Origin of the sequence: Neorhizobium alkalisoli, assembly GCF_002968635.1 — a bacterium.
GTDB classification, from domain to species: Bacteria; Pseudomonadota; Alphaproteobacteria; order Rhizobiales; family Rhizobiaceae; genus Neorhizobium; species Neorhizobium alkalisoli.
On record NZ_PVBN01000001.1, the window covers coordinates 858013 to 880944 of the forward strand.

The following is a 22932-nucleotide window of genomic DNA, read 5'->3' on the forward strand; positions in this document are numbered from 1 at the left end:
GGGCCGGAAGTGCGCGCCGTCATGGCGGCCAAAACCGGAAAACGTTCACCCGAAACCGTCACATGGGGCATCCTACTATATGAAGAATTATCCCGTTGCCAGCCGCCGCGCATGGATAATTCGCCACGCCATGACGCTCGGGACAATTGCGATCATTCTCCTCTATGCCGCCTTCATCCAGTGGGTCTGGGGCTGGCAGAGCATCGTGTCGCTGTGGCGCGGTGCCGGCTGGAGCACCGCGCTCGTCGCGTTGGCGGCTCTTCTCGGAACCTATGTGCTGCGCACCTGGCGCATCTATGACTACTTTCCGAAAGAGACCGGCGGCCATTTCGGCACCCTCCTGCGGCTGGTACAGGTCCATAATCTCCTGAACGTCATGCTGCCGTTCCGCACCGGCGAGGCGAGCTTTCCGCTGTTGATGAAGCGGGAATTCGGCTTAGGTCTCGCGCGGGGCACGTCTGCCCTGCTGGTCATGCGGCTTTTCGATCTGCATGCACTGCTGGCGGCGGCCGGTACGGGGCTGGCGCTGGAAATCGGCGCGCCATGGGCCTGGGCTCTCTGGCTTGCGTTCCTCATCCTGCCGGCAATCGCCTTCGCGCTCCGCAGGCACGCTTTCCGCCTGGCGGCGAAAGTCGTGCCGGACAAGGCAAGGAGCCTGCTGGGCGAGGTGGAGGCAGGGCTGCCGTCCGATGCCGGCGCCTTTGCCCGCGCCTGGGGCGCGACGCTCGTCAACTGGTTCACCAAGATTGCCGTGCTTGCCTGGGTGCTGAGCCTGCTCGGCGGCCTGACGGTCGCGGCCGGTTTCGGTGGTGCGCTCGGCGGCGAGCTTTCCTCCGTGCTGCCGGTTCATGCGCCGGCCGGTGTCGGCACCTATCCGGCCGGGATCACCGCCGGCGCCATCGCCTTCGGCGCCGATCCGGAAGGGCAAGCCCTGCTGTCGCTCGGCCAGGCCGCAGTCAACACCCACCTGCTGGTAATCGTCTCATCCCTGGTCGGCACCGCGCTTTCTTTGTTCGCAGCGCGGCCAAACCGGATTCAGGACTGAGTGGGCTGTTACAGGCCCGCCGCCTTTCTCAAGGCGTCATTCATCCGCCCCTGCCAGCCTTTGCCGCTTTCCCGGAATTTGGCGATGACCTCCTCGTCTAAGCGCAAGGTAATCTGTTTTTTCGGATGTTCCAGAGAAGGGCGCCCGCGCGATTTGCGATGCTCTTCCATTGCCTCGAAGAATTCGGGCGGCAGCACCTCTCTTGCGGGGCGCATTTTTGCCAGTTCCTCGTCAGTCATTTCCGGAAAGTCGACAGCGTCCCAATCCTCTTTTGTATAATCGCGACGGGACTCAAACGTCTTTACGTTTCGGGGTTTCGTAGCCATGGAAGTTTCTCCCGCTCCTTGTCATCCGCAGGCCGGAAACTGATGATCGATACCGCCTCTGTTCCCAACAGCGCGAAGATGACTGCCGCTCTGCCATCGCGGAAGTAGCCGATCGCCTTGAGGCGTCGTCTGCCTGCAATATCCGGTTTGCTGTCTTCTATGATGGCACTCGCCCAATCGAACTCACCAACATCGGCAAAGTCCAAACCATGCTTTTCGAGATTGGCCAGCCGCTTAGGTTCATCCCATACAATTTTCATCATATAATGTAGCTACATTTAAAGATGAATCAAGACAAAAACCGGACAAATCAAGTCAGCCAAGGGTCACTGGAACGCGGTCTCGTAGAAGCTCCTGAGCTTGCGCGAGTGCAGCGTCTCGATGGGCATGGCGGCGAGTTTCTGCACCGCGCGGATGCCGATCTGCAGATGCTGGCTGACCTGCGTGCGATAGAAGGCCGTCGCCATGCCCGGCAGTTTCAGCTCGCCATGCAGCGGCCGGTCGGAAACGCACAGCAGCGTCCCGTAAGGCACCCGGAAGCGGAAGCCGTTTGCAGCGATCGTTGCCGATTCCATGTCGAGGGCGATCGCGCGGGATTGCGACAGCCGTTTGACCGGGCCGCGCTGGTCGCGCAATTCCCAGTTCCGGTTGTCGATCGTCGCAACGGTGCCGGTGCGCATGATGCGTTTCAGTTCGAAACCCTGGTAGCCGGTGACTTCCTCGACCGCGCTTTCCAGCGCCTGCTGCACTTCGGCGAGCGCCGGGATCGGCACCCAGACGGGCAGGTCGTCGTCAAGTACGTGGTCCTCGCGCACATAGGCATGGGCAAGCACGTAGTCGCCGAGCCGCTGGCTGTTTCGAAGACCTGCGCAATGGCCGACCATCAGCCACGCATGCGGGCGGAGCACGGCGATGTGGTCGGTGATCGTCTTGGCGTTCGACGGGCCGACGCCGATGTTGACGAGCGTAATCCCGGCATGCCCTTTCTTCTTCAGGTGATAGGCCGGCATCTGCGGCATCCGGATCGTGCCGGGCGTGTCCGGTTTGGCGCTGCCTGCCGGGGTCATGATATTGCCGGGTTCCACGAAGGCCGTGTAGCCTTCGCCGCCCTTGGCCATCAGTTCGCGCGCCCAGGCCGCGAACTCGTCGATGTAGAATTGATAGTTCGTGAAAAGCACGAAATTCTGGAAGTGATCGGCGCTGGTCGCGGTGTAGTGGCTGAGGCGCGCCAGCGAATAGTCGATACGCTGTGCCGTGAACGGTGCAAGCGGGGCGGGTTCACCCGGCGAGGCTTCGTATTCCCCGTTGGCAATCAGGTCGTCGGTGTTGTTGAGGTCCGGCGTGTCGAACAGGTCGCGCAGAGAAAGGTCCGCAAGCGAGCTTGTCGCCGAGGCTTCCACATGCGCGCCCTCTCCGAAGGCGAAATGCAGCGGGATAGGCGTTGCCGATTCAGACACGGTTATCGGGACGCTATGGTTGCGCATCAGCAGCCCGAGCTGTTCCTTCAGGTAGTGCCGGAAGAGTTTGGGCCGGGTAATCGTCGTCGTATAGATGCCCGGCGCGGCCACATGCCCGTAGGAAAGGCGGGAATCGGCATGGCCGAACGAGGCCGTTTCGATGCTGACCTGCGGATAGCAGGCGCGGTAGCGGCCGGTGATCGGCGCCCCCTTCGCGAGGCTGCCGAAGGCATCGATCAGGAACTGCGTGTTGCGTTCGTAAAGCGCGGTCAATGCATCCACGGCTTCGACCGGATTGTCGAAGACCTGCGGCTCGACGGCGCTGGGGCTGATGAAGGGGAGGGGGGAGAGTGAGAAGATTCGTGTGTTCATGCGCTATTATAGTGGGAACTTTCTGACAATCAAACGACGGCTCACCGTTTCGCGTCGCTGCCTGCCGGAGCCGCTATAACGATGCGACGCAACCCGGCGTCGCCGGGTGATAGCAGGGTGCATTCGTCCCGAGATGGACGCGCAGTTCCCGCCGTGCGGGCTGCTCGATGAGCGCCACGAAAGCGAGCGCGAAGATTGTCATGATCAGCGTGATGATGGTCAGTCGGCGTGCAAGAACGGCCATGATTTTTTCTCCCGGTCCCAATGGCGGCAGAATGAAGGCAGCGCACTGAACATGGCCTGAGAGCCAGATTCATCTCCGGTTCAGGATGGGGACAGCGAAAGACGAATGGCCGGTGTCGGATGGTTGAGAATCATTGCTGCCAACATGAAGAAAGCCGGCGTGGAAGCCGGCTTTCTTCTATCGGTTGGCGTCTCGCACATTGCCTGCGACCAGCGCGAGATGCGGTGCCTTGAAGCAAATGCTTAATTATGAGGGCGGTATGCGCCGTCGTAATAATCACCTTCGTCCTGACCGCCGTCGAGATCGGCGTTGCCGGAGGTGCTGCCGTTCCAGGATGGGCTGGTGCCGTAACGGACGATGCTGCCGGTCGACATTGTATCAACGTCCTGGCCGCGGGACTGCTGGATGGTCGGGGGCGACTGCGGCAGGCCTTCAGGATTGGAATACATGTCCTGTGCGGCTGCGGCACCTGCAAAGCCGGCCGAAACGATAAGGGCGGCAATACCGGAAGTCAGATAGGTTTTCATTTTCCTGTCCTTTCCTCTCTCTATTCGACGGGCGATATCTAAAATCGCTGCGTCGAAGGTACAAATCTTTTCAGGGAGGGAATCGTTCCAACCAAAATGTGAGTGAGTTTGAGAAAAAGGCGGGTGGTGGCGCGAAGCGAGTGCAATCAGAAGACGCTTATCCCGCCGTGGCGGCGGCTAAGTCCAAAAATCTCACGACGAAGAGTATTCGTGTGATTGATTCGTCGGAAATCTTCACTTAATCTTGAAGAGGATGGCCGGTTTCAGAGTCTGGCCGTCGCTACACCCGGAAGGACGATTGCGACCCGTCTTTCCACTCGGTGTCTTGAATGAACTGCGAATACCAGCCGCCTCGGCGGCTGGTATTTCGGTTTTCATGCCATTCTTTTTTGATCCCGCGCTCTGTGATCCTGAGCCTGTAATCTGCGCGGCGATCGTTCTTGGTCAGCACCGAAGGTTAGTTCGGGCGGTTCACGCCTTCATAGTAGTCACCGCTGTTGAGGTCGCTACCGCGGTTGTCGCGGCTGCCGCCGTTGCTGAACAGCAGCTGGCCTTCATTGCGGTTGGCCTGGATGCTGCCCGTCCTGGTGGTGTCGACCGAAGCAGAAGCCGCCGGAGCGCCCTTCTGCGTGCCCTGATAGAAGTCGCCTTCGGCAAGAGCTGCACCAGCGAAGGAAACCGAAGCGATGAGGGCTGCGGCGAAAGCGGAAGTGATCTTGGTCATTGTATAAGTCCTTTCAGAGTTGCCCGTGGCGCAAAGTTTGCGACCTGGCCGGCGGGCTTAATGTCGGTATTTCAAAATGATCTGCGTTTAGTTCGGGCGGTTTACGCCGGCATAGTAGTCGCCGCTGTTGATTGCCGGTCCGAGGTCGGAATGGCTTACGTCCTGGGCGCGGGAGATCGAGCCGGTGTAGCCGTAGTGGGCGGAGTTCTGCCCGCGGTGAGCTGCCGGATGCTGCTGGCCAGCGGAAGGCGGTGTGACGCCTTCGTAGTAGTTGCCTTCAGCGAGAGCGACGCTTGCGAAAGAAGCCGAAGCGATAAGGGCTGCGGCGATAGCGGAAGTGATCTTGGTCATTGTCTTGGTCCTTCAGAGTTGCCCTTGGCGTAAAGTTTGCGACCTGGCCGCGGGCTGGTTGTCGGTATCTTGAAATAAGCTGCGTTTAGTTCGGGCGGTTGGCGCCAGCGTAGTAGTCGCCGCTGTCGACGGCCTGTGCGGCATCGCTCTGGACGGCATTGGCGCGGGAGATCGACCCGGTGTAGCCATAGCTGCCGGACTGGCTGCTGTGCTGCTGGCCAGCGGACGGAGGCGTGACGCCTTCGTAGTAGTTGCCTTCAGCGAGAGCGACACTTGCGAAGGAAGCCGAAGCGATGAGGGCTGCGGCGAAAGCGGAAGTGATCTTGGTCATTGTCTTTATCCTTTCAGAGTGCCCTTGGCGTAATGTTTGCGACCTGGCCGCGGGCTTGGTTTCGGTATCTTGAAATAAGCTGTGATTAGTTCTGGCGGTTTGCGCCGTCGTAGTAGTCGCCGGCTTCGAAGGCGGCCGGAGTTTCCTTGCCGGACTGCTGGCCGTCCCGGGCAATGCTGCCGGTCTGGACATGATCGACGGAAGCGGCCTTGGTGGCGCCTTCGTAATAGTCGCCTTCAGCAAGAGCGACGCTTGCGAAGGAAGCCGAAGCGATAAGGGCTGCGGCGAAAGCGGAAGTGATCTTGGTCATTGTCTTGGTCCCTTCAGAGTTGCCCTTGGCGTAGTTTGCGACCTGGCCGCGGGCTTGTTCGGTATCTTGAATGAGCTGCGTTTAGTTCGGGCGGTTTGCGCCGTCGTAGTAGTCGCCGGCGTTGACGGCGGCCGGAACTTCCTTGGTCTGCTGGCCGTCGCGGGCAATGCTGCCGGTCTGGATATGATCGACGGAAGCGGCCTTGGTAGCGCCTTCGTAATAGTCGCCTTCAGCGAGAGCGACGCTTGCGAAGGAAGCCGAAGCGATGAGGGCTGCGGCGAAAGCGGAAGTGATGGTCTTCATTGTTTTGTCCTCTACATCTATTCTCGGTCCGGGCCTTGGCTGGAGCCGAGCGAATTTCTGTTTGCGATGTTCATATCGGACCGATCGGTTCGATCCGGAAGACCCTCATTTGGGATACTACTGTCAATGAAATGTTGACGATGGAATTTCGCATCTGCGAAATGCGCGCATAGAGAGTATCTGGCGCAGGGGTTGGATTGATCTTCCGTGATTAATCGATTTAATTACAGAATGTTAATGATTTTGGAGAGCAAAATCAGAGACATAAATAAAGTTTTAGGAATTGCATCTACTGCGTGCAAAAAATTTTCAATCGTGGCTTTTCTGTGGCGAAAGAGGGGGCTTTGCGCTTACTTAAGCGTTTCACAAAACTGTGACTATGAGTTGGTTATCGATTTTGGCCCGGAAATTGGATGCCATTTTGGTGATCACCGTACCTTTCAATGATGCGGCGCAGCGAAAAAATATAGGCAGCCCTTGCATTCCGAAACACAAATGGTCGCCGCGATTGCCGCGACGACCATTCCGAAATTATCGATGCTCAGCTTTCAAAGGCGCGTCCAGGTTTGCGACTTGCAGAGGATTTTGAGAACGCAGCCCTTCATCTTGAGTGAATTGCCGGAGACTGAGCCGGAGCCGCTATAGGTCTTGTCTTCGGCGGGATCGGTGATCTGGCCGCTGTATTCGCCATCCTGACCGGAAAGCCGGCCGATTTGCTTGCCCGCATGCTTGCCGGTTTTCAATGTGACGCAGAAGGCGCCACCGCATTTACCGATCACCGCCGTCTCGCCGCTTGCCGTCTTCCAGTTGCCTTCGATCGGTTCGGCAGCGTGGGCAGCCGTGGCGGCAAGTGCAAATGCGGTGGCGAGCACCAGTTTTCCAAAATTCATGAATTCTCCTCCTTCTCTGCCGGTCGGGCCTCTTCCGGCCCTGCGACAACGCTCCTCGACGCCGCGCTCCTCTGCGCAAGCTGCAAAAAGCTAGCTTACGCGCACGTAAAGGTAAATAGCTTCTCCCGCCCGAGGCGATTTTTTGAGAATTTGCGGCAAGGTTTTTCGGGCGCAGGCCAAGCCTGAATGGAATTCGTAGTTACTGCCCGGTTTAAATCCATTTCTGAACGTTTCGTAAAAATCGCCGCGAAATCCTTAAAATGCAAGGCATCTGATGTTTAACAAAAAGCCAAGTTTACCAACTATTTGAACTTTGTTTTCCGCAAGTTAAGCATGCTTTTTAGCCGTCTCTTGGAAGGTTTGCGGGATAGTGGGCTCAACAAGACGAGCGGGACAAACCGCCGGCCGGAAGGATCGAAAAGAGCCGCTTCAAGACGGTGATCCGGATGGAAAACAGGGCAGAAGAACGACAGTTTTAACAGGGATCAAACCGATGGCACGCTTTGAAATGTACAATTCCGGAATGGCCACCATGGGTGGCGAAACCCGCGCCGACACTTTTTGCGAAATGGGCCTCATGTATGCGACCGGCCGTGGTTGCGAGGTCGATCTCGTTTCCGCTCACAAATGGCTCAACATTGCTGCGATCAAGGGATCAGAGCGCGCCGCCGAACTGCGTGCCGATCTTGCGCAGACCATGAGCAAAATGCAGCTTGCCGAAGCCCTTCGCGCCGCCCGCGAATGGATGACGATGCACTGAACGCCGGCGGCGCGGCTCAGTGAAGATTACATGAAGACCAGACCGGCCCCGCGAGAGGGCCGGCGGGAGAATAATGAAGAGGGGATGGGGACATTCGGTCCTGACAGGGAGCCGAAGTTCGAAAATCGAGACCGCGACCGGCAGAAACAAGGCTGGCGCGGTCTTTTTCTATGGGCTGGTGTCGAGCAACCTCCGCCCGACTCCATAGAAACGCGCGCGTGGGCGGGATACTCAGAGGCTCCGCAGCACCTTCGGCAGCGCTTCTTCAAGAAGCAGCATGTCCGAGTGGGGTCCGGTACTGATGCGGATGCAGCGATTGAGCGGCGCGACGCCCGGCATGCGGATGAAGACGCCGTGCTCCATCAGCCCGTCGACAATGGCGCGGGCATGGGCGCCGTCGCGACCGCAGTCGATAGCCACGAAATTCGTAGCCGACGCCAGAGGCTTCAGTCCGTTCGTCTCGGCAATACGGGCGATCTGTTCGCGCGACGCCTTTATCCTCCCGATCACGTCTCCCAGATAATTCTGGTCCTTGAGAGCCGCGATCGCGCCGCTGACGGCGACACGGTTCATGCCGAAATGGTTGCGGATCTTGTCGAACGCCTGCGCGGTGCCGGGCGTGGAGATCGCGTAGCCCACCCGAGCGCCGGCCATGCCGTAGGCTTTGGAGAAGGTTCGCGTGCGGATGATATTGGGCCGGTCGATCAAATCCTGGAGTGCCGGCATTGCGTCGGCCGGTCCGGTTTCGCAATAGGCCTCGTCGAGGATCATCAGGCAGGTTTCGGGCAGCGCCTTTGCAAATGCCACGATGCTGTCCGCATCCCACCAGCTTCCCATCGGATTGTCGGGATTGGCGAAATAGACGAGCGGCGCGTTTTCGCGGCGGACGGCGTCCATCAGCCCGTCGAGATTTTCGCGGTCGTTGACATAAGGAACCGTCACCAGCCTGCCGCCATGGCCCGCCACGTGGAAGTTGAAGGTGGGATAGGCGCCGAAGGAGGTAACGACCGGCATGCCGGGCTCGATCACCAGGCGGACGATAAGCCCGAGAAGGCTGTCGATACCTTCTCCGATCGCTAGATTGTCCGCGTTGCAGCCGAGATGCGCCGCGAGCGCCTGCTTCAGCGTAAAATTCTCCGGATCCGCGTATTTCCACGTCTCGCCGGCCGCTGCGCACATCGCCTCGACGACTGAAGGCGCCGGACCGAAACCGTTTTCATTGGCGCCGATGCGGGCCTTGACGGCCAGGCCGCGATTGCGCTCGATGGCTTCCGGCCCGACAAAAGGAACAGTGGCGGGCAACGCGCTGATCAGCGGTGTAAAACGTGGGAATGCGGGCATGAACTGAGTTCCGGTTTTCTGAAACCGGCACACAATAGGAGCGAATCGGTAAGGCGCAAGCCTGCCGTGACCCGATTGTCATCTCTCGCCGCGAAAACTTTTCTCCTCCCGTCTGAAAAGCGCGCCGAGCCTCTCGATCACCTGGCGGATTTCTGCCCGATGCCGGTCGTCGTCATGGGCGACGATCCATATCGTATAGGTGAGTTCGGCGATGATATCGCCCTCCCGCACGAGGGCAGGGGCCGAATCGCCGACGAAACATGGGAGAACGCCGCGGCCGTTGCCGCTTGCGATGAGGCGAAGCAGGAGTTCCGGTGAACTGGTCCAGGTGCGAATCCCGGCCTCGTGATGCTGGAAGACCCATTTGTCGGCTGGTGCGTGCGAGCTTTCGGTGCCGAGAGACACCCAGGGCAGGTTGGGCTCTCCGGCAAGCGTACGTTCTTTATAGACCGCATGGCTGACAGCGACCGACCGGCGGATCGCGATATTGCCGGATTCCGGGCGATATCCGACGATCCCCACATCCGCATCGCGATAGGTGAAATCCATGCCTTTGTGGAGCGACTTGCAGCAGAGCCGGAAACAATCCTCCCTGCCTCTGATCTCCGGTGTATGGTCTGCCACAAAGCCCGCAAGCCAGGCATCCGCGCCGATCGAAACGATCGGCATGGCGAAAGCCTGGCCTCTCCAGTCCGCGATGCTGTCGGCGGTTTTCTGCATGGCGCGCACATGTTCGAGCAGCGTCTCCCCGTCCGGCGCCAGCCGGTAGCCCTGCCGGCTGCGCACGAAAAGCGTTCGGCCGGTGGTCCGTTCGAGCGCCAGCATCCGTCGCCCGATCGTCGGCGCGCTGATCCCGGTTCGGCTCGCGGCGCCGCTGAGCCCGCCTTCGGTCGCCACATGAAGAAAAAGCTTCAGATCGTCCCAGTCCGCATCCGTCATTATAAGGCACCCTATGGCGTCACCGGCGATCTTCCCATCGTTCACGGGTGAAATGCGGCTTTCGTTGGCGCGTCTACAAGCAAGTGCGGCAAGTCATTAGCTCGGTGTCACCACATTATAGATGGAGAGACCGCCATGCTTCTCAACTGGGTGACGCTCTGGAATCGACTGAAGCACGAGAGTGACAGGCGCCGGCAGCATCCGCTGGCCGATCCTTTGGAAGGCGGTGAATGGCGCGGGTTCCTGTGGGCCGTGCCGCTTCTTTCGCCGCGGACGTCCGGCACTGGATGGAAAGGGGAGGGCAATGTCCGCCGGTCGCCGGACTATTTAGGGGTCAGTGGCTTGTCTCGAAGCTCAGCCGCACGACGTGGTGCAGGAATTCGGCATCGATCAGCATGTTGAAGCCGACGGTTACCTTTTCTTCTTCCCGTCGTATGACGGTGCACCCGATATCGTCGTGGATGCCGATGATTTCGAGAAAGAAATTGTTCGGCACCGCCAGATGCGGGCTGATCTCCAGCTCGGCACCGTAAAGCGAGATGCTGCGGATCAAGCAACGGATGCTCTTCTTCGTGCTCAAGTGACGGCCGACGAGCACGATCTTGCCGGGCCGGTCGATCGGAAACTTTTCGAAAGCCTGTTCGCGAGAATCTTTTGGTTTTTTGTCCCGGTCCATCACAAAGGGCATGAGACCCTCCTTCTTCACTCCTGACATGACAATATTCCTCCTTCGCTGACACATTCTGAAACAGAAAGATTAAATTCGAGCGATCTTCCGAAATCGCGCCGGAATCGGACGCTGAAGCTGCCCGAAGGCGTCTTTTCCTGGTGGAGTGAGCACTCGATAAGCGAAAGCGGGTAATTGCCGATGTCGCGTTGTTGACGGTTTGGTGTCGCGGCGATACCCCTTGCGATCGGATCGATGCTGCTATTGCAGCTAGAGCATGAGCGGCGTGGGAGTGAAGCGTGACGGGCAGGTTGGTAATTGTCGGCGCAGGGCAGGCGGGTTTCGCGCTTGCGGCGAAGCTTCGCGCCTTGAAGGATGAACGGCCGATCACGATTATCGGCCTGGAAAACGTGATTCCCTACCAGCGCCCGCCGCTTTCGAAGAAATACCTGCTGGGCGAGATGGATTTCGAAAGGCTCACCTTCCGGCCGCAGAACTGGTATCCGGAAAACAATGTCGAGCTTCTGTTGTCCACCTATGTCGAGGAGATCGACCGCAAGGCAAAGCGCGTACGCACGCAGGATGGCGCGCTGCTCGATTATGACACGCTCGCACTGACGACCGGCTCGACGCCCCGCACGCTGCCCGCCAGCGTCGGCGGCGATCTCGATGGCGTCTATACGGTACGCGACAAACGCGACGCCGATCTTCTGGCGGGTGAGATGCGGCCGGGTCGCCGGCTCCTTATTATAGGCGGGGGTTATATCGGCCTGGAGGCGGCGGCGGTCGCCCGTCATCTCGGCCTCGAAGTGACCCTAATCGAAATGGCCGATCGCATCCTCCAGCGCGTCGCGGCGAAGGAAACGGCCGACGTGATGCGCGTCATCCATCAGGCGCACGGGGCCGTCATCCGCGAAAACACCGGGCTCCATCGTCTCGTAGGCGAAAACGGCAAGGTGCGCGCAGCCGAACTCTCCGATGGCAGCACGATCGAGGTGGACTTCGTCATCGTCGGCATCGGCGTCGCGCCGAACGATCAGCTGGCGCAGGATTGCGGCCTCGATGTCGGCAACGGCATCATCGTCGACGAGTTCGCCCGAACCTCCGATCCGTCGATTTTCGCCATGGGCGATTGCGCCATGCTGCCCTGGAAGGGCAAGCGGATCCGTCTCGAATCGGTACAGAACGCGGTCGACCAGGCGGAAGCCGCGGCCGCCGTCATGGCGGGAGGCAATGTGCCCTATGACGCAAAACCGTGGTTCTGGTCCGACCAATATGACGTGAAGCTGCAGATCGCGGGCTTCAATATGGGGTATGACGAGACGTTGGTGCGACCGGGTTCGCGGGAGGGCAGTCTCTCCGTCTGGTATTTCCGCGAGGGACGGTTCATCGCCGTAGACGCGATCAACGATGCCAAGGCCTATGTAACCGGCAAGAAGCTGCTGGAAGCCGGGATCGAACCCGTAAAAGCGATTCTCGCCGATCCCGCCGCCGATCTCAAGCAGATGCTCGCCTGAAGGACCTGCCATGCCTGCTCCGACGAATCGCTTCAAGGCGGCCCTGAAGTCCGGACGCCAGCAGATCGGCCTCTGGCTCAACACGGGCGAGCCGCTGATGGCCGAAATTGCCGGCAAGGCCGGCTTCGACTGGCTGGTGATCGACGGCGAGCATGGACCGAACGACCTGCGCAGCATCATGGCGCAGTTGCAGGCTCTTTCTTCCTCCCAGTCGGAAGTGGTCGTGCGTCCGCCGGTCGGCGAAACCTGGATGATCAAGCAGCTCTTGGACATCGGTGCGCGCACGCTTCTGGTGCCGATGGTCGATTCGGCGGAGCAGGCCAGGCAGCTGGTGCGGGCCGTGCGATACCCGCCGCACGGCATTCGCGGCGTCGGCGCCGCGGTGGGCCGCGCATCCGAGTTCAATACGATTCCCGACTACGCCGAGACGGCAGCCGATGAGATTTGCCTCATCGTGCAGGCCGAAACCATGACGGCCATCCGCGATCTCGAAAATATCCTGGCTGTCGACGGCGTCGACGGCGTTTTCATCGGTCCGGCCGATCTTTCCGCCGACATGGGATATCTGGGCCGCATGGAGGCGCCGGAAGTGCAGGACGTGATCGAGGCGGCGATTCGGCAAATCGTGAAGGCCGGCAAGGCTGCAGGCATTCTCACGTTCAGCGAATCATTCAATCGCCGCTATCTCGATCTCGGTGCCACATTCGTGGCGGTCGGCGCGGATGTAACCGAGTTTTCAGCCGCGCTGCGAACACTCGCTGGCCGCTACGGACGCGGTGTAGGCGCGGCAAAACAGACTTCCGGCTACTGAAGAACCTGGGAAAGCGGAAGTGGCCCGAATCTCCTGGCACCCTGTTTCAGGCTGCTGGCCGTTCGACAATGCCGCAACGGCGGTGATGCAAGCCGCTCGTGTAAAACTTTGGCCCGGTATCACAAAAGCCTTGCATTCATGGGGGCTTCGACATAGTTAGACCGGCGACGGAGAGGTGGCCGAGTGGTCGAAGGCGCTCCCCTGCTAAGGGAGTATACGTCAAAAACGTATCGTGGGTTCGAATCCCATCTTCTCCGCCATTTCCAAGCCCAGCGCTCTGGGAAATATCCTTTCCGTTACGTTCCATAACTTGATTGCTCTACGACCACCGCGACTCATCGATGAGCGTGTCCGTAGTGTGGCGACTCGATTCTTGCCTCGGCGTTTTCGGGCGCGCTAAGTGCCTGCCTGATAAGCTCTTTCTTAATGAAGCGTAAAATTTGCGGCAGGCTGGCGGCGGCTTTGTGTCCTTTCAGCAACAGACTTTACGGAAGCAGGTGTTGGAACCCCGTCCGGCAGCAGTTCCGGATTGCATGGTCATCTTCCTCTTGTATTTTCACATTCGGAAGCGAGGCGGTGGATCGTCCTTCTTCTGGTAATCGACGGGGATGGGGCAGGGAACGCTGTCCTTCAGCAAAAAGAACCCAGACCCACACGAAACTTTTGACTGGAGGTCAAACATGAACATCAAGAGCCTTCTTCTCGGCTCCGCTGCTGCCCTCGCAGCAGTATCCGGCGCTCAGGCTGCTGACGCCATCGTAGCTGCAGAACCGGAGCCGATGGAATACGTCCGCGTTTGCGACGCATTCGGCACCGGCTATTTCTACATCCCGGGCACCGAAACCTGCCTCAAGATCGGCGGTTATGTCCGTTTTGAAATGCAGCTCGGCCAGACGTCTTCCGGCGCCGGCGTTTATCCGGTTGCTGGTGATGACGATTATTGGGATGCGACCGGCCGCGTTCAGCTCGACGTAACTGCAAAGTCTGATACCGAACTTGGTACGCTGACTTCTCTTGCTTCGCTCCGTTGGAACTACGGCAACAACAATGCCTGGACCGACAACAGCAACGACGTTCACATCAATGAAGCCTACATCCAGCTCGGCGGCTTCAAGGTTGGTCGTTTCTACAACCCTTGGGATAAGGGTTTGAACGGCGAGCAGGACGCTATCGCTCACGGCAATACCACTCGCATGAACTCGCTCGGTTACTTCTACACCGGCGACACCTTCTCTGCTGGTGTTCAGGTTGATGAGCTTTCGCGTAGCGATGCCGCTGCTATTCCGGCTCTCGCTCTCCCCGCTCTGAGCGGCGGTCAGGAAGTCGGCGTTGAAGCTATTGTTTCGGCTAAGTTCGGCGCTGTAGCCTTCGACCTCCTTGGTGCATATGACTTCGGTGCCGAAGAAGGCGCTATCCGCGCTCTCGCCTCGGCTGCTGTTGGTCCGGGTACGCTCCAGGCTGCTGTCGTGTGGTCGTCAGGCCTCGGTGAAGATTGGGAATATGGTTCGCAGTTCACCAACGCTTACTACGATCAGGGTGAATGGGCTCTGGCGGCATCGTACGCCTTCAAGGTCACCGACAAGCTGACCCTTACCCCCGGCGCTACCTACGTCTGGAACACTGAGGTTGACGCTGACGGCGATTGGGGCGGCGATGACGCATGGCGCGCTGGTCTGACGGTTGACTACAAGATCGTCGAAGGCTTCACCGCCAAGACCTCTGTAGACTACAACGAAAACGCCGTCACCGAATACTGGCGCGGTTTCGTACGTCTCGACCGTACGTTCTAATAACAAGAAGACTCCCTCGATCCGTTCGGGGGAGTCTTTTTTATAAATAGTGGTGGCCTTCAGGCCTCCATCTGGGGAGCTAAGCCGGGGAAAGAGGCCATTTTTCGGCCTAAAGCTGTTTGGTTGCGTGCGGCCAGACTTGATTGCATTTGGAAGTTTGACTGGAGGTCAAAAAATGAACATTAAGAGCCTTCTATTCGGTTCTGCAGCGGCTTTGGCTGCTGTATCCGGCGCCCAGGCCGCAGACGCGATTGTTGCGGCAGAGCCGGAACCCATGGAATACGTGCGCGTTTGCGACGCTTTCGGCACCGGCTACTTCTACATCCCGGGTACCGAAACCTGCCTCAAGATCGGTGGTTATGTCCGTTTTGAAGTCGGCTTCGGCGAAGATGCATATGATGCCGGCGTTGGTACGGACGATTGGGACGCCTATGGGCGCGTTCAGCTCGACTTCACCGCAAAGAGCGATACCGAACTCGGAACGCTGACGTCCGTTGCTTCCGTCCGCTGGAACTACGGCGATGATACCGCTTGGACAGACAATTCGAACGACGTCCATATCAACGAAGCCTACATCCAGCTCGGCGGCTTCAAGGTCGGTCGTTACTGGAACTGGTGGGATGCAAACGATCTGCCGGGTGAACTCGATGATCTCGGTTCTGCTCGCCTGAACTCGATCGCTTACATCTACACCGGTGATACCTTCACGGCTGGTATTCAGGTTGACGAGCTTTCGCGCGCAGATGTGTTTGGCGCTGGTGGTGCCCTTGTCTCGGCTGGCGGTCAGGAAGTCGGCGTAGAAGCTGTGGTTCAGGCCGCTCTCGGCCCGGCAAAGCTTGAAGTTCTCGGTTCTTGGGATTTCGGTGCTGAAGAAGGCGCTGTCCGTGGCATCGGCTCCGTCGATGTTGGTCCGGGCACCTTCTACCTCTCCGGCATCTACTCGTCCGGCGAAAACGCCTACTACAGCTCGGGTGAAGCAACTGTAGCTGTTGCTTACTCCTTCAAGGCAACCGACAAGCTGGAAATCATTCCGGAAGCCCAGTACATCTGGAACACGGAAGTTGATGCCGATGGCGAATTCTTCGGTGACGACGCCTGGGGTGCCGGCGTAACCGTCAACTACGAGATCGTCAAAGACCTCAATGCCAAGATTGCTGTAAACTATATTGAAGTCGGCGATGACGACGACAGCGTTCAGGGTATCGTTCGCCTGCAGCGCAACTTCTAATCCGATTTCTCGGATCAGGTTCGAAAGCCCGGCCATTGCGCCGGGCTTTTTCGTTTCATGCTAGAGCTTCGTGATCTAAATGGAGGCGGCCCGAGGATACCGGCGCCCTCCGGGCCTCTGAACTGAACGCCATACGACCGCCATATCATGCAATCCATGAGCTGAAGCATCCGCTCAAGCGCGGAACTTCTACCGCCGGCCGAACCGCAGGTCCGTGTTGATGTCGGCCTTCTGGCCGAGGCGGGTTTTGTATACCTGGTAATTCTCCATCACCCGCTGCACATAGTTGCGCGTTTCAGGGAAGGGGATGCGCTCGATCCAGTCCACCACCTCATCGATGGATTTGCCGCGTGGATCTCCGTAGCGGGCGATCCATTCCGGCACCCGCTTCGGGCCTGCGTTATAAGCGATGAAGGTCAGGATATAGGAGCCGCCGAAGGCGTCGATCTGCTCGCCGAGATAGTGGGCGCCGAGCGTTGCATTGTAGCCTGGATCGGTGGTGAGCTTTGCGGCGGCGTAGGTCAGCCCGTGGCGTTTGGCGACGCCTTGGGCGGTGCCCGGAAGGATCTGCAGCAGGCCGCGGGCATTGGCAGGCGAGACGGCCGCCGGATTGAAAGCGCTTTCTTGACGCGCGATGGAATAAGCGAGTGCCTTCCCGGAGCCTTCGATATTGGCCGCGGTAGGGATGACGCCGATCGGATAGGCGAGCGCGGCCACGTCGATGCCGCGACCGAAAGCGGTCTTGCCGATCTGCAGGGAAAGGGCGTGATTGTCCTTTGCTTCCGCCCGGGCCGAAAGCATGGCGAGTTCTCCGGGGCTCGTCAGCTCTTCGGCAAGCGCGCGGTAAAGGGCTACGGCGCGCTTGTCGTGGCCAGCGGCTTCGAGCCGGGCGATAGCCTTGACCGCCTCGCGGTTTTCAAAGCTTTCGCGGTTGGCCGCGGTCGGCTGCGGATAGGCGACATTGAGCGTCTTGATGTCGAGCCGGGCTGCTGCGAGTTGTCCGTAGAATGTCCCGGAATAATGAGCCGCCTTTGTGAAGAATTCCTGGGCGCTGCCGGCGGCGCCCTGTTCGGCCGCGCGTCCCAGCCAATACCAGGCCCGCGAAGCGGAGAGCGGTCGGTTCGATGCGTTGAGGATCTTGCGGAAATGGGGCTCCGCCGCTGCCGGGTCGCCAAGCGCTCGCAGCGCGTACCAGCCTGCATGAAACTCCGCGTCGACGACATCGGTGGGGGACGTGGCGACATAGTTCGCGACGAGCTTGTAGGCCAGCTTGAAATCGCCCTGATCGGCAAGCCCGCGGGCAACGATGCGTCGCTCGTTCCACCATTCCGTGGTATCGACGAGTTTCGCTGCGTCGCGCGGCGCTTTTTCCAGAAGCTCGGCCGCCTCGCGGTATTTGTCCTGACGCCGCAGATATTCGACGCGGGCGAAAAGATATGCGGCATCGTCCTTCCACGTTCCTTCGACGGCGGCCAGCAGCGCGCCGGCATTCTTGGCATTGCTGACGACGGCGGACCAGGCGGCGTAGAGGGACTGCGCCTTGGCGAGCTCGCTGAAGCGCTTCGCCTGTGCGGCCCGCCCCTTGTACATCAGATGATCCATCCGCGCCTTGTGGTCGGCGGATGAAAGCAGCGTTGGAAACTCGGCGATGATCTTGTCTTCGATCGGCTTGTCGAGCGGCTCCGTGACCCAGATCTGCCGAAGCGCGCGCGCCGCCTCGTTCGTCCTGCCGGTCGCTGCGAGTGCCCGTGCCAGAATGATCGCGCCTTCCATCGTTTCCGGCCGGGTCGAGCCGAATGCGGCGAGCACGGCGCTTGCCGGCGGGTTTTCCCTGTAGAGGGCGCGTTCGGAATGGGCACGCAGGCCCTTCAGCCCGGGCCAGTCCTTGAGTTCCCGTTGCGCGGCGGCAATTTCGTGCGAGGGAACGCCTGGCGCGCCCGAGGTGGCGATCGCCCAGGTCAGGATATGCCGGTCGAGGGCACTCTCTGAAAGGCCGTTCCGGACCGCGAGCGCCGTTGCCATATCGTTGTCCGCCAGCGCGTCCAGGCCTTGCTTGAGCAGGGTGGCCGGCTGCAGGCGGCCCGTGCGGAGATCGCTGCGCGGGATGGCACCGGTGATGTCGGGCGTCGGCATGGCAGCCGGAACTGGAACGGCCGCCGGGTTCTCGGGCTTCACGAATGACAGCGGCGCGACATTTTCGGGAAGCGATGCGGCAAAGCTGGGCATGCCCGCGCCACCAAGCCCCAGAACGGCGCCCAGGGTGGCAACGGTCAGAACGGACTTGTTCATCCGGTAACTCGCGATAAAGATGTCTAACCCCTATTAGCCGCCGAGCAGATTAACGAAACCTTACCATATTCATGAAAATGCGCGATTTCTTATATGAGATTCCGCGTGAAATCCCGTCTGCTCGCGCTTGTCGCCGCTTTCCCGCCGCTTTATGGTGCGCGACCTTATAGTCACGGATTACGGCAGCAGAATGGAAGGCTGCCGATTGGGAGCTTTTGCATGTTCAAGGGATCAATGCCCGCCCTCGTCACCCCCTTCACCACCGAAGGCGCGGTGGACGAGGCAGCCTTTGCCGCCCATGTGGAATGGCAGATCGGTGAAGGCAGCAGCGGTCTGGTGCCGGTCGGCACCACTGGTGAATCGCCCACTTTGTCGCATGACGAACACAAGCGCGTCGTCGAGCTCTGCGTAGAGGTGGCGAAGAAGCGGGTCCCCGTCATTGCCGGCGCCGGCTCCAACAACACGCGGGAAGCGGTCGAACTTGCGGTGCATGCGGAAAAGGCTGGCGCCGATGCCCTCCTGGTCGTCACGCCTTACTACAACAAGCCGACCCAGAAGGGTCTGATCGCACATTTCTCTGCGATTGCCGAAGCGACGAAGCTGCCGATCATCATCTACAACATTCCGCCGCGCTCGGTGATCGACATGTCGCCGGAGACGATGGGGGCGCTCGTCAAGGCGCACAGGAACATCGTCGGCGTCAAGGATGCGACCGGCAAGATCGAGCGGGTTTCCGAGCAGCGCATCACCTGCGGCAAGGATTTCGTCCAGCTGTCCGGCGAAGACGCGAGTGCGCTCGGCTTCAATGCCCATGGCGGCGTAGGCTGCATTTCGGTGACGGCAAATGTCGCTCCGCGTCTCTGTGCGGAATTCCAGGCCGCAACGCTTGCGGGCGATTATGCCAAGGCGCTCGAATATCAGGACCGACTGATGCCGCTTCACAAGGCGATCTTCATGGAGCCCGGCCTCTGCGGCGCGAAATACGGTCTCCACAAGATCCGCGGCATGAACCGCATGGTCCGTTCGCCGCTCGTCTCGACGCTGGAGCCGGCGACAGAGACGGCGATCGACGCGGCGCTGCGCCATGCGGGCCTCCTGAACTGAGGCAAAGCAGTCGCCGCCGCTTCACATTTCGCCTCCCGCGCATTAGATAGAGTTTGAACCCCGCTCATCGCCCATGGGCGGGGATTTGTTTTCAGATAAAGGGCGGAACGGAAACTCTCCCATGGCACCCAAAGGCAGCCAGCACACGGTAAACAAGATTGTCGCGGAAAACCGCAAGGCCCGCTTCAACTACGAAATCATCGATACCTATGAGGCTGGTCTGGTGCTGACGGGAACCGAGGTGAAGTCGCTGCGCGAGGGCAAGGCGAATATCGCTGAATCCTACGCTTCCGACGAAGGGGAGGAGATCTGGCTGATCAATTCGCACCTGCCGGAATATCTCCAGGCAAACCGCTTCAATCACGAACCGCGCCGTCGCCGCAAGCTTCTGCTCTCCAAGCGCGAGATCAACCGCCTGCGCGCGGCGATCAATCGTGAGGGCATGACGCTCGTACCGCTGAAGATCTATTTCAACGAGAAGGGCAGGGCAAAGCTCGAGCTTGCGCTCGCCAAGGGCAAGAAGCTGCACGACAAGCGCGAGACTGAGAAGGAACGCGATTGGAACCGGCAGAAGTCGCGGCTTCTGAAGGCGAATTGACCGACGCCTGAGCTTGCCTATGCCGTGAACCTTGTCGTTTTCCATCCGTTGGTGGAGATGTGCGAGGTGGATCATGCATTATCGGCACGTCATCCAGGATGCCATCGACCGGCGGAAAGTCATCGAACTGCGCTACAAGGACGTAACCCGCCGGGTGCGGCCGCATATTCTGGGTTATGTCGGCCACGACGAACTGGCGCTGAGCGGCTGGCAGATCTCCGGCACCGGCGCCGGGTGGCGGCTCTTCCATGTGAACGACATCAGCGAGCTTGCCGCGACGGATGAGGGCTTTCACCGAACGGCTCGTGGATATAATCCCAACGATCCGGCCTTTTCCCGCATCATCGACCGCATCTGAGATGGCACGATAGGAACAAAATTCCCTGCGGCCCGTTGGATTTCATCTGTGAGCGAGCGGGCGATGACGCGAAAGAAAATCCTGACCTACGTTACCCTGGTGATCGGCTTCGGCCTGGCTGGATATCTGCTCTATTACACCTTCCGCGAATATTCCCCTTCCGACATCACCGAATCGATAAGGGCAATCCCGACCTTCAACCTGATAACGGCGCTTGCCTTCGCGTTCGGCTCTTACCTCTGTCTGACCGGCTTCGACTGGATCGGCGTGCGGTATGTGAAGAACGATCTCGCCTATCCGAAGATCGCGCTCGCCTCCTTCATCAGCTTGTCGATCGGTCAGAGCGTCGGCCTTTCCGGCTTGAGCAGCGGCGCCTTGCGTTACCGCTATTACGCCCATTGGGGCATGAATACCGAGGATGTCGCCAAGATCGTGCTGCTCTCCGGCGTCACCGTCGGCATTGGCATGATGGTGCTCTCGGGAATAGTCCTGGTCATCAATCCGAAGGATGCGGCGGCCGTATTGCGGCTAGGTGAAAGCGCCGTGGTCGGGATAGGGGTTGCCTGCCTCGTCGCCACGGTGGTTTACCTCGCTCTCGCCGCGTTCCTCCGTACGCCTTTGAAGATTCGCGCCTGGACGTTCCAGATGCCGACCTGGCAGATCGCAGTCGCTCAGGTCGTGATCGGCACCATCAATTTCGCGCTGGTCTCTGCTTGCCTTCGCGAAGTTATGGCCGCAACCGCTGATGTCAGCTACCTGAAGGCAGCAACGGCGTTCGTGCTCGCCAATCTGGCGATCATCATCACCCATGCGCCGGGCGGTCTTGGCGTGCTGGAGGCGACGGTGAGGCACGTCATGGGAGACCAGGCCTCGATCGGCTCTCTCGTCGCCTTCCGGGTGATCTATTTCTTCATCCCGTTTTTCATCGGACTGCCGCTGTCGCTGATCGTCGAAGGCGTCTTCCGCGCCAAGAAGGCAAAACAGTCTTCGACGGAACGGCTTCGGATGAGCGACCCGTCGTCGGTTTGATCGCTTTGGCGACTTGCCCAAGGCGAAATATTCGGCAGGCATAAAAAGGATTTCGCATACATGGCGGCCAGCGCCACGATGTTCGTTCAAACTTTCTTCCATGGCACGCGGGCGGATTTGAAACCCGGCGATCAGATTCTTGTCGGCTATCGGTCAAACTTCATTGCTGATCCGCTGTCCTGGGTTTATTTTTCCGCGACCTTGGACGCCGCGATCTGGGGAGCTGAACTTACAGCGGGCGGCGAGCGGCAACGCATCTACGTCGTGGAGCCAACCGGAACGGTCGAGGATGACCCCAATCTGACGGACAAGAGGTTCCCTGGTAATCCCACATTGTCCTATCGATCCCGCGAACCACTACGCGTCATCGGCGAAGTGACCGGATGGCAGGGGCATTCGCCCGAACAGGTCCAGCAGATGAAGGAGGGGCTCGCCCGCCTCACGGCCGAAGGAGCCAACACGATCATCGACTGACCGTTTTGGCAGAAAGGCGGGTGCTTTGGCGCAGTGAACCGCCGAACGATTGGAGCACCTAGCCAATCCTGACCGCCATCCGTCGCTCGTGTTCGAGAAGCCAGCGCTTCCGCCACAATCCTCCGCCATAACCCGTCAGGCTGCCGTCTGCGCCGAGAACCCGGTGGCAGGGGATGACGATGGCGAGCTGGTTCGCGCCATTGGCGCCTGCCACCGCGCGGGTGGAGGAGGGTAGGCCGAGACCTGCGGCAATCGCACCATAGGTGCGCGACGCGCCGACGGGAATCTCCCGGAGTGCTGCCCAGATTTGCCGCTGGAAAGGCGAGCCATGGCCGGCAATCCTCGTCCGGAAGCCGCGATCCTCGCCCGCGAAATATGCCCCGAGTTCGGCCTCGATCTCGTCGATCGGCGGATGCCGTCCCATCGCGATGCCGCTTCCGGTGAATGTCTGAAGCTTCTTGATTTCCGCAGGCAGCGCTTTGCGTTCGGCGAATTCGAGAAGATGGAGTGCATGCTGGTCGGCGATCGCCATCATCGGGCCGATCGGTGTCTCGATCCAGTCGGCCCTGAGCAGCGCTTTGTCGCGCAGGTTGGCGGGAGCGGCTCCGAAGAGCCTGGTCACGGCGCTGCGGAAACCGCTGCCGGATTCGTAGCCCGCGTCGAGCTGCGCATCGATGACGCTGGCGCCCGACGTCAACGTCTCGGCAGCCTTCCCCATGCGCCTCAGCCGGGCGATCTCCAGGAAGCTCATCCCGAACTGCCGCTTGAAGGCGCGGCGGGCGGTCGAGGGATCGATGCCGAGAGCGGCAACGTCATCCTCGCCCCAGCGGCGGTGCGGCTCCGCGTCGAGCGCCTGAACAAGCCGGGTGACCATCGGATCGGCCTCTCCGAGCTTCAGCATCGGGCGGCAGCGGCTGCAGGGGCGGAAGCCTGCCTCCAGGCACTGGGCGATCGTGTCGTAGAAGGTGGTGTTCTTCCGCTTCGGCTTGCGGGCAGGGCAGGTGAGGCGGCAGAAGATGCCGGTCGTCCTCACCGCTGCCCAGGCAAAACCCTCATAGGCTGCGTCGCGGGCGACCAGCGCATCGTAGAGAATGTCGTCGTTGGGGCGTTCGAAAAGCATGGCACTTTTCTAACCTGGAATTGAAAA

27 protein-coding genes and 1 tRNA gene are annotated in these 22932 nt (G+C 59.9%); 12 read left to right on the forward strand and 16 right to left on the reverse strand.

Annotated elements, in window-relative coordinates; translation table 11 throughout:
* Window positions 1-79 precede the first annotated feature (79 nt).
* Complete coding sequence (locus tag C5L13_RS04290) at window positions 80-1045, forward strand: lysylphosphatidylglycerol synthase transmembrane domain-containing protein (RefSeq protein WP_105381967.1); 966 nt, start codon at window positions 80-82, stop codon at window positions 1043-1045.
* Window positions 1046-1053: 8 nt separating this feature from the next.
* On the opposite strand, the gene C5L13_RS04295 is transcribed toward C5L13_RS04290, so the two are convergent.
* The 11 genes from C5L13_RS04295 to C5L13_RS04340 all read right to left on the reverse strand — a co-directional run bounded on the left by C5L13_RS04295 (window position 1054) and on the right by C5L13_RS04340 (window position 6880).
* A complete protein-coding gene (locus C5L13_RS04295) occupies window positions 1054-1371 on the reverse strand; it encodes a BrnA antitoxin family protein (RefSeq protein ID WP_105381968.1) in 318 nt (105 codons plus the stop codon).
* Complete coding sequence (locus C5L13_RS04300; RefSeq protein ID WP_105382083.1) at window positions 1347-1631, reverse strand: BrnT family toxin; 285 nt, start codon at window positions 1629-1631, stop codon at window positions 1347-1349. Before C5L13_RS04300 ends, C5L13_RS04295 begins: the two co-directional genes overlap by 25 nt.
* 66 nt (window positions 1632-1697) lie before the next feature.
* The gene (gene amn, locus C5L13_RS04305; RefSeq protein ID WP_105381969.1) at window positions 1698-3200 is read right to left on the reverse strand and encodes an AMP nucleosidase; all 1503 of its coding nucleotides are present in this window, start codon (window positions 3198-3200) and stop codon (window positions 1698-1700) included.
* A 73-nt stretch (window positions 3201-3273) separates the two neighbouring features.
* Window positions 3274-3444 carry a hypothetical protein gene (locus C5L13_RS28640; protein WP_158693383.1) on the reverse strand — a complete coding sequence of 57 codons (171 nt, stop codon included), beginning with the start codon at window positions 3442-3444 and terminating at the stop codon, window positions 3274-3276.
* A 242-nt stretch (window positions 3445-3686) separates the two neighbouring features.
* Window positions 3687-3971, reverse strand: a complete 285-nt coding sequence (locus C5L13_RS04310) for a hypothetical protein (protein ID WP_105381970.1) — start codon at window positions 3969-3971, stop codon at window positions 3687-3689.
* Window positions 3972-4428: 457 nt separating this feature from the next.
* On the reverse strand, window positions 4429-4695 hold the full coding sequence (locus C5L13_RS04315) for a DUF680 domain-containing protein (protein WP_105381971.1): 267 nt from the start codon (window positions 4693-4695) through the stop codon (window positions 4429-4431).
* 87 nt (window positions 4696-4782) lie between these two features.
* A complete protein-coding gene (locus C5L13_RS04320; protein WP_105381972.1) occupies window positions 4783-5046 on the reverse strand; it encodes a hypothetical protein in 264 nt (87 codons plus the stop codon).
* A gap of 85 nt (window positions 5047-5131) precedes the next feature.
* Complete coding sequence (locus C5L13_RS04325) at window positions 5132-5377, reverse strand: hypothetical protein (protein WP_105381973.1); 246 nt, start codon at window positions 5375-5377, stop codon at window positions 5132-5134.
* Between the two features lie 85 nt (window positions 5378-5462).
* A complete protein-coding gene (locus tag C5L13_RS04330) occupies window positions 5463-5687 on the reverse strand; it encodes a hypothetical protein (RefSeq protein WP_105381974.1) in 225 nt (74 codons plus the stop codon).
* 81 nt (window positions 5688-5768) lie between these two features.
* Complete coding sequence (locus C5L13_RS04335; protein ID WP_105381975.1) at window positions 5769-5990, reverse strand: hypothetical protein; 222 nt, start codon at window positions 5988-5990, stop codon at window positions 5769-5771.
* Between the two features lie 548 nt (window positions 5991-6538).
* Window positions 6539-6880, reverse strand: a complete 342-nt coding sequence (locus C5L13_RS04340) for a DUF2147 domain-containing protein (protein ID WP_105381976.1) — start codon at window positions 6878-6880, stop codon at window positions 6539-6541.
* Between the two features lie 493 nt (window positions 6881-7373).
* On the opposite strand from C5L13_RS04340, the gene C5L13_RS04345 reads away from it, so the two are divergent.
* Window positions 7374-7640, forward strand: a complete 267-nt coding sequence (locus tag C5L13_RS04345; RefSeq protein ID WP_105381977.1) for a sel1 repeat family protein — start codon at window positions 7374-7376, stop codon at window positions 7638-7640.
* Window positions 7641-7871: 231 nt separating this feature from the next.
* Here the strand turns inward: C5L13_RS04345 and C5L13_RS04350 are convergent, their stop codons facing one another.
* The 3 genes from C5L13_RS04350 to C5L13_RS04365 form a co-directional block, all read right to left on the reverse strand.
* Complete coding sequence (locus tag C5L13_RS04350) at window positions 7872-8981, reverse strand: pyridoxal phosphate-dependent aminotransferase (protein WP_105381978.1); 1110 nt, start codon at window positions 8979-8981, stop codon at window positions 7872-7874.
* Between the two features lie 78 nt (window positions 8982-9059).
* Window positions 9060-9920, reverse strand: coding sequence for a LysR family transcriptional regulator (locus tag C5L13_RS04355; protein WP_105381979.1), 861 nt, complete (start codon window positions 9918-9920; stop codon window positions 9060-9062).
* A 334-nt stretch (window positions 9921-10254) separates the two neighbouring features.
* Window positions 10255-10608 carry a PilZ domain-containing protein gene (locus C5L13_RS04365; protein WP_105382084.1) on the reverse strand — a complete coding sequence of 118 codons (354 nt, stop codon included), beginning with the start codon at window positions 10606-10608 and terminating at the stop codon, window positions 10255-10257.
* A gap of 278 nt (window positions 10609-10886) precedes the next feature.
* On the opposite strand from C5L13_RS04365, the gene C5L13_RS04370 reads away from it, so the two are divergent.
* The 5 genes from C5L13_RS04370 (at window position 10887) to C5L13_RS04390 (ending at window position 15933) form a co-directional block, all read left to right on the forward strand.
* Window positions 10887-12104 carry an NAD(P)/FAD-dependent oxidoreductase gene (locus tag C5L13_RS04370; RefSeq protein WP_105381981.1) on the forward strand — a complete coding sequence of 406 codons (1218 nt, stop codon included), beginning with the start codon at window positions 10887-10889 and terminating at the stop codon, window positions 12102-12104.
* Between the two features lie 10 nt (window positions 12105-12114).
* On the forward strand, window positions 12115-12915 hold the full coding sequence (locus C5L13_RS04375) for an aldolase/citrate lyase family protein (protein WP_105381982.1): 801 nt from the start codon (window positions 12115-12117) through the stop codon (window positions 12913-12915).
* A 169-nt stretch (window positions 12916-13084) separates the two neighbouring features.
* Window positions 13085-13175, forward strand: a tRNA-Ser gene (locus tag C5L13_RS04380).
* A 420-nt stretch (window positions 13176-13595) separates the two neighbouring features.
* Window positions 13596-14705: a porin gene (locus C5L13_RS04385; protein ID WP_105381983.1), complete on the forward strand. Its 1110-nt coding sequence runs from the start codon at window positions 13596-13598 to the stop codon at window positions 14703-14705.
* 175 nt (window positions 14706-14880) lie between these two features.
* A complete protein-coding gene (locus C5L13_RS04390) occupies window positions 14881-15933 on the forward strand; it encodes a porin (RefSeq protein ID WP_105381984.1) in 1053 nt (350 codons plus the stop codon).
* A 189-nt stretch (window positions 15934-16122) separates the two neighbouring features.
* Here the strand turns inward: C5L13_RS04390 and C5L13_RS04395 are convergent, their stop codons facing one another.
* The gene (locus C5L13_RS04395) at window positions 16123-18222 is read right to left on the reverse strand and encodes a lytic transglycosylase domain-containing protein (protein WP_105381985.1); all 2100 of its coding nucleotides are present in this window, start codon (window positions 18220-18222) and stop codon (window positions 16123-16125) included.
* Window positions 18223-18441: 219 nt separating this feature from the next.
* Here C5L13_RS04395 and dapA point away from each other — a divergent pair, with 219 nt between their 5' ends.
* The 5 genes from dapA (at window position 18442) to arr (ending at window position 21785) form a co-directional block, all read left to right on the forward strand.
* Complete coding sequence (gene dapA, locus C5L13_RS04400) at window positions 18442-19326, forward strand: 4-hydroxy-tetrahydrodipicolinate synthase (RefSeq protein WP_105381986.1); 885 nt, start codon at window positions 18442-18444, stop codon at window positions 19324-19326.
* A 121-nt stretch (window positions 19327-19447) separates the two neighbouring features.
* Window positions 19448-19924: an SsrA-binding protein SmpB gene (gene smpB / locus C5L13_RS04405; protein WP_105381987.1), complete on the forward strand. Its 477-nt coding sequence runs from the start codon at window positions 19448-19450 to the stop codon at window positions 19922-19924.
* Window positions 19925-19997: 73 nt separating this feature from the next.
* Window positions 19998-20282 carry a WYL domain-containing protein gene (locus tag C5L13_RS04410; RefSeq protein ID WP_105381988.1) on the forward strand — a complete coding sequence of 95 codons (285 nt, stop codon included), beginning with the start codon at window positions 19998-20000 and terminating at the stop codon, window positions 20280-20282.
* Window positions 20283-20345: 63 nt separating this feature from the next.
* Window positions 20346-21311 (forward strand): lysylphosphatidylglycerol synthase transmembrane domain-containing protein, encoded by a 966-nt coding sequence (locus C5L13_RS04415; protein WP_105381989.1) that lies wholly within the window; start codon window positions 20346-20348, stop codon window positions 21309-21311.
* Window positions 21312-21371: 60 nt separating this feature from the next.
* Window positions 21372-21785: an NAD(+)--rifampin ADP-ribosyltransferase gene (gene arr / locus C5L13_RS04420; RefSeq protein WP_105381990.1), complete on the forward strand. Its 414-nt coding sequence runs from the start codon at window positions 21372-21374 to the stop codon at window positions 21783-21785.
* A 58-nt stretch (window positions 21786-21843) separates the two neighbouring features.
* Here the strand turns inward: arr and C5L13_RS04425 are convergent, their stop codons facing one another.
* Window positions 21844-22905, reverse strand: a complete 1062-nt coding sequence (locus C5L13_RS04425) for a bifunctional transcriptional activator/DNA repair enzyme AdaA (RefSeq protein ID WP_105381991.1) — start codon at window positions 22903-22905, stop codon at window positions 21844-21846.
* Window positions 22906-22932 lie beyond the last annotated feature (27 nt).

What these genes read in the sequence shown, in the direction of transcription:
- C5L13_RS04315 (WP_105381971.1), bottom strand. Translation starts at nt 4,695, where the DNA reads ATGACCAAGATCACTTCCGCTTTCGCCGCAGCCCTCATCGCTTCGGTT.
- C5L13_RS04345 (WP_105381977.1), top strand. Translation starts at nt 7,374, where the DNA reads ATGGCACGCTTTGAAATGTACAATTCCGGAATGGCCACCATGGGTGGC.
- C5L13_RS04350 (WP_105381978.1), bottom strand. Translation starts at nt 8,981, where the DNA reads ATGCCCGCATTCCCACGTTTTACACCGCTGATCAGCGCGTTGCCCGCC.
- C5L13_RS04295 (WP_105381968.1), bottom strand. Translation starts at nt 1,371, where the DNA reads ATGGCTACGAAACCCCGAAACGTAAAGACGTTTGAGTCCCGTCGCGAT.
- C5L13_RS04410 (WP_105381988.1), top strand. Translation starts at nt 19,998, where the DNA reads ATGCATTATCGGCACGTCATCCAGGATGCCATCGACCGGCGGAAAGTC.
- C5L13_RS04340 (WP_105381976.1), bottom strand. Translation starts at nt 6,880, where the DNA reads ATGAATTTTGGAAAACTGGTGCTCGCCACCGCATTTGCACTTGCCGCC.
- C5L13_RS04300 (WP_105382083.1), bottom strand. Translation starts at nt 1,631, where the DNA reads ATGAAAATTGTATGGGATGAACCTAAGCGGCTGGCCAATCTCGAAAAG.
- C5L13_RS04425 (WP_105381991.1), bottom strand. Translation starts at nt 22,905, where the DNA reads ATGCTTTTCGAACGCCCCAACGACGACATTCTCTACGATGCGCTGGTC.
- C5L13_RS04325 (WP_105381973.1), bottom strand. Translation starts at nt 5,377, where the DNA reads ATGACCAAGATCACTTCCGCTTTCGCCGCAGCCCTCATCGCTTCGGCT.
- C5L13_RS04310 (WP_105381970.1), bottom strand. Translation starts at nt 3,971, where the DNA reads ATGAAAACCTATCTGACTTCCGGTATTGCCGCCCTTATCGTTTCGGCC.
- C5L13_RS04375 (WP_105381982.1), top strand. Translation starts at nt 12,115, where the DNA reads ATGCCTGCTCCGACGAATCGCTTCAAGGCGGCCCTGAAGTCCGGACGC.
- arr (WP_105381990.1), top strand. Translation starts at nt 21,372, where the DNA reads ATGGCGGCCAGCGCCACGATGTTCGTTCAAACTTTCTTCCATGGCACG.
- C5L13_RS04395 (WP_105381985.1), bottom strand. Translation starts at nt 18,222, where the DNA reads ATGAACAAGTCCGTTCTGACCGTTGCCACCCTGGGCGCCGTTCTGGGG.
- C5L13_RS28640 (WP_158693383.1), bottom strand. Translation starts at nt 3,444, where the DNA reads ATGGCCGTTCTTGCACGCCGACTGACCATCATCACGCTGATCATGACA.
- C5L13_RS04290 (WP_105381967.1), top strand. Translation starts at nt 80, where the DNA reads ATGAAGAATTATCCCGTTGCCAGCCGCCGCGCATGGATAATTCGCCAC.
- amn (WP_105381969.1), bottom strand. Translation starts at nt 3,200, where the DNA reads ATGAACACACGAATCTTCTCACTCTCCCCCCTCCCCTTCATCAGCCCC.
- C5L13_RS04335 (WP_105381975.1), bottom strand. Translation starts at nt 5,990, where the DNA reads ATGAAGACCATCACTTCCGCTTTCGCCGCAGCCCTCATCGCTTCGGCT.
- C5L13_RS04415 (WP_105381989.1), top strand. Translation starts at nt 20,346, where the DNA reads ATGACGCGAAAGAAAATCCTGACCTACGTTACCCTGGTGATCGGCTTC.
- smpB (WP_105381987.1), top strand. Translation starts at nt 19,448, where the DNA reads ATGGCACCCAAAGGCAGCCAGCACACGGTAAACAAGATTGTCGCGGAA.
- C5L13_RS04330 (WP_105381974.1), bottom strand. Translation starts at nt 5,687, where the DNA reads ATGACCAAGATCACTTCCGCTTTCGCCGCAGCCCTTATCGCTTCGGCT.
- dapA (WP_105381986.1), top strand. Translation starts at nt 18,442, where the DNA reads ATGTTCAAGGGATCAATGCCCGCCCTCGTCACCCCCTTCACCACCGAA.
- C5L13_RS04385 (WP_105381983.1), top strand. Translation starts at nt 13,596, where the DNA reads ATGAACATCAAGAGCCTTCTTCTCGGCTCCGCTGCTGCCCTCGCAGCA.
- C5L13_RS04365 (WP_105382084.1), bottom strand. Translation starts at nt 10,608, where the DNA reads ATGCCCTTTGTGATGGACCGGGACAAAAAACCAAAAGATTCTCGCGAA.
- C5L13_RS04320 (WP_105381972.1), bottom strand. Translation starts at nt 5,046, where the DNA reads ATGACCAAGATCACTTCCGCTATCGCCGCAGCCCTTATCGCTTCGGCT.
- C5L13_RS04355 (WP_105381979.1), bottom strand. Translation starts at nt 9,920, where the DNA reads ATGACGGATGCGGACTGGGACGATCTGAAGCTTTTTCTTCATGTGGCG.
- C5L13_RS04390 (WP_105381984.1), top strand. Translation starts at nt 14,881, where the DNA reads ATGAACATTAAGAGCCTTCTATTCGGTTCTGCAGCGGCTTTGGCTGCT.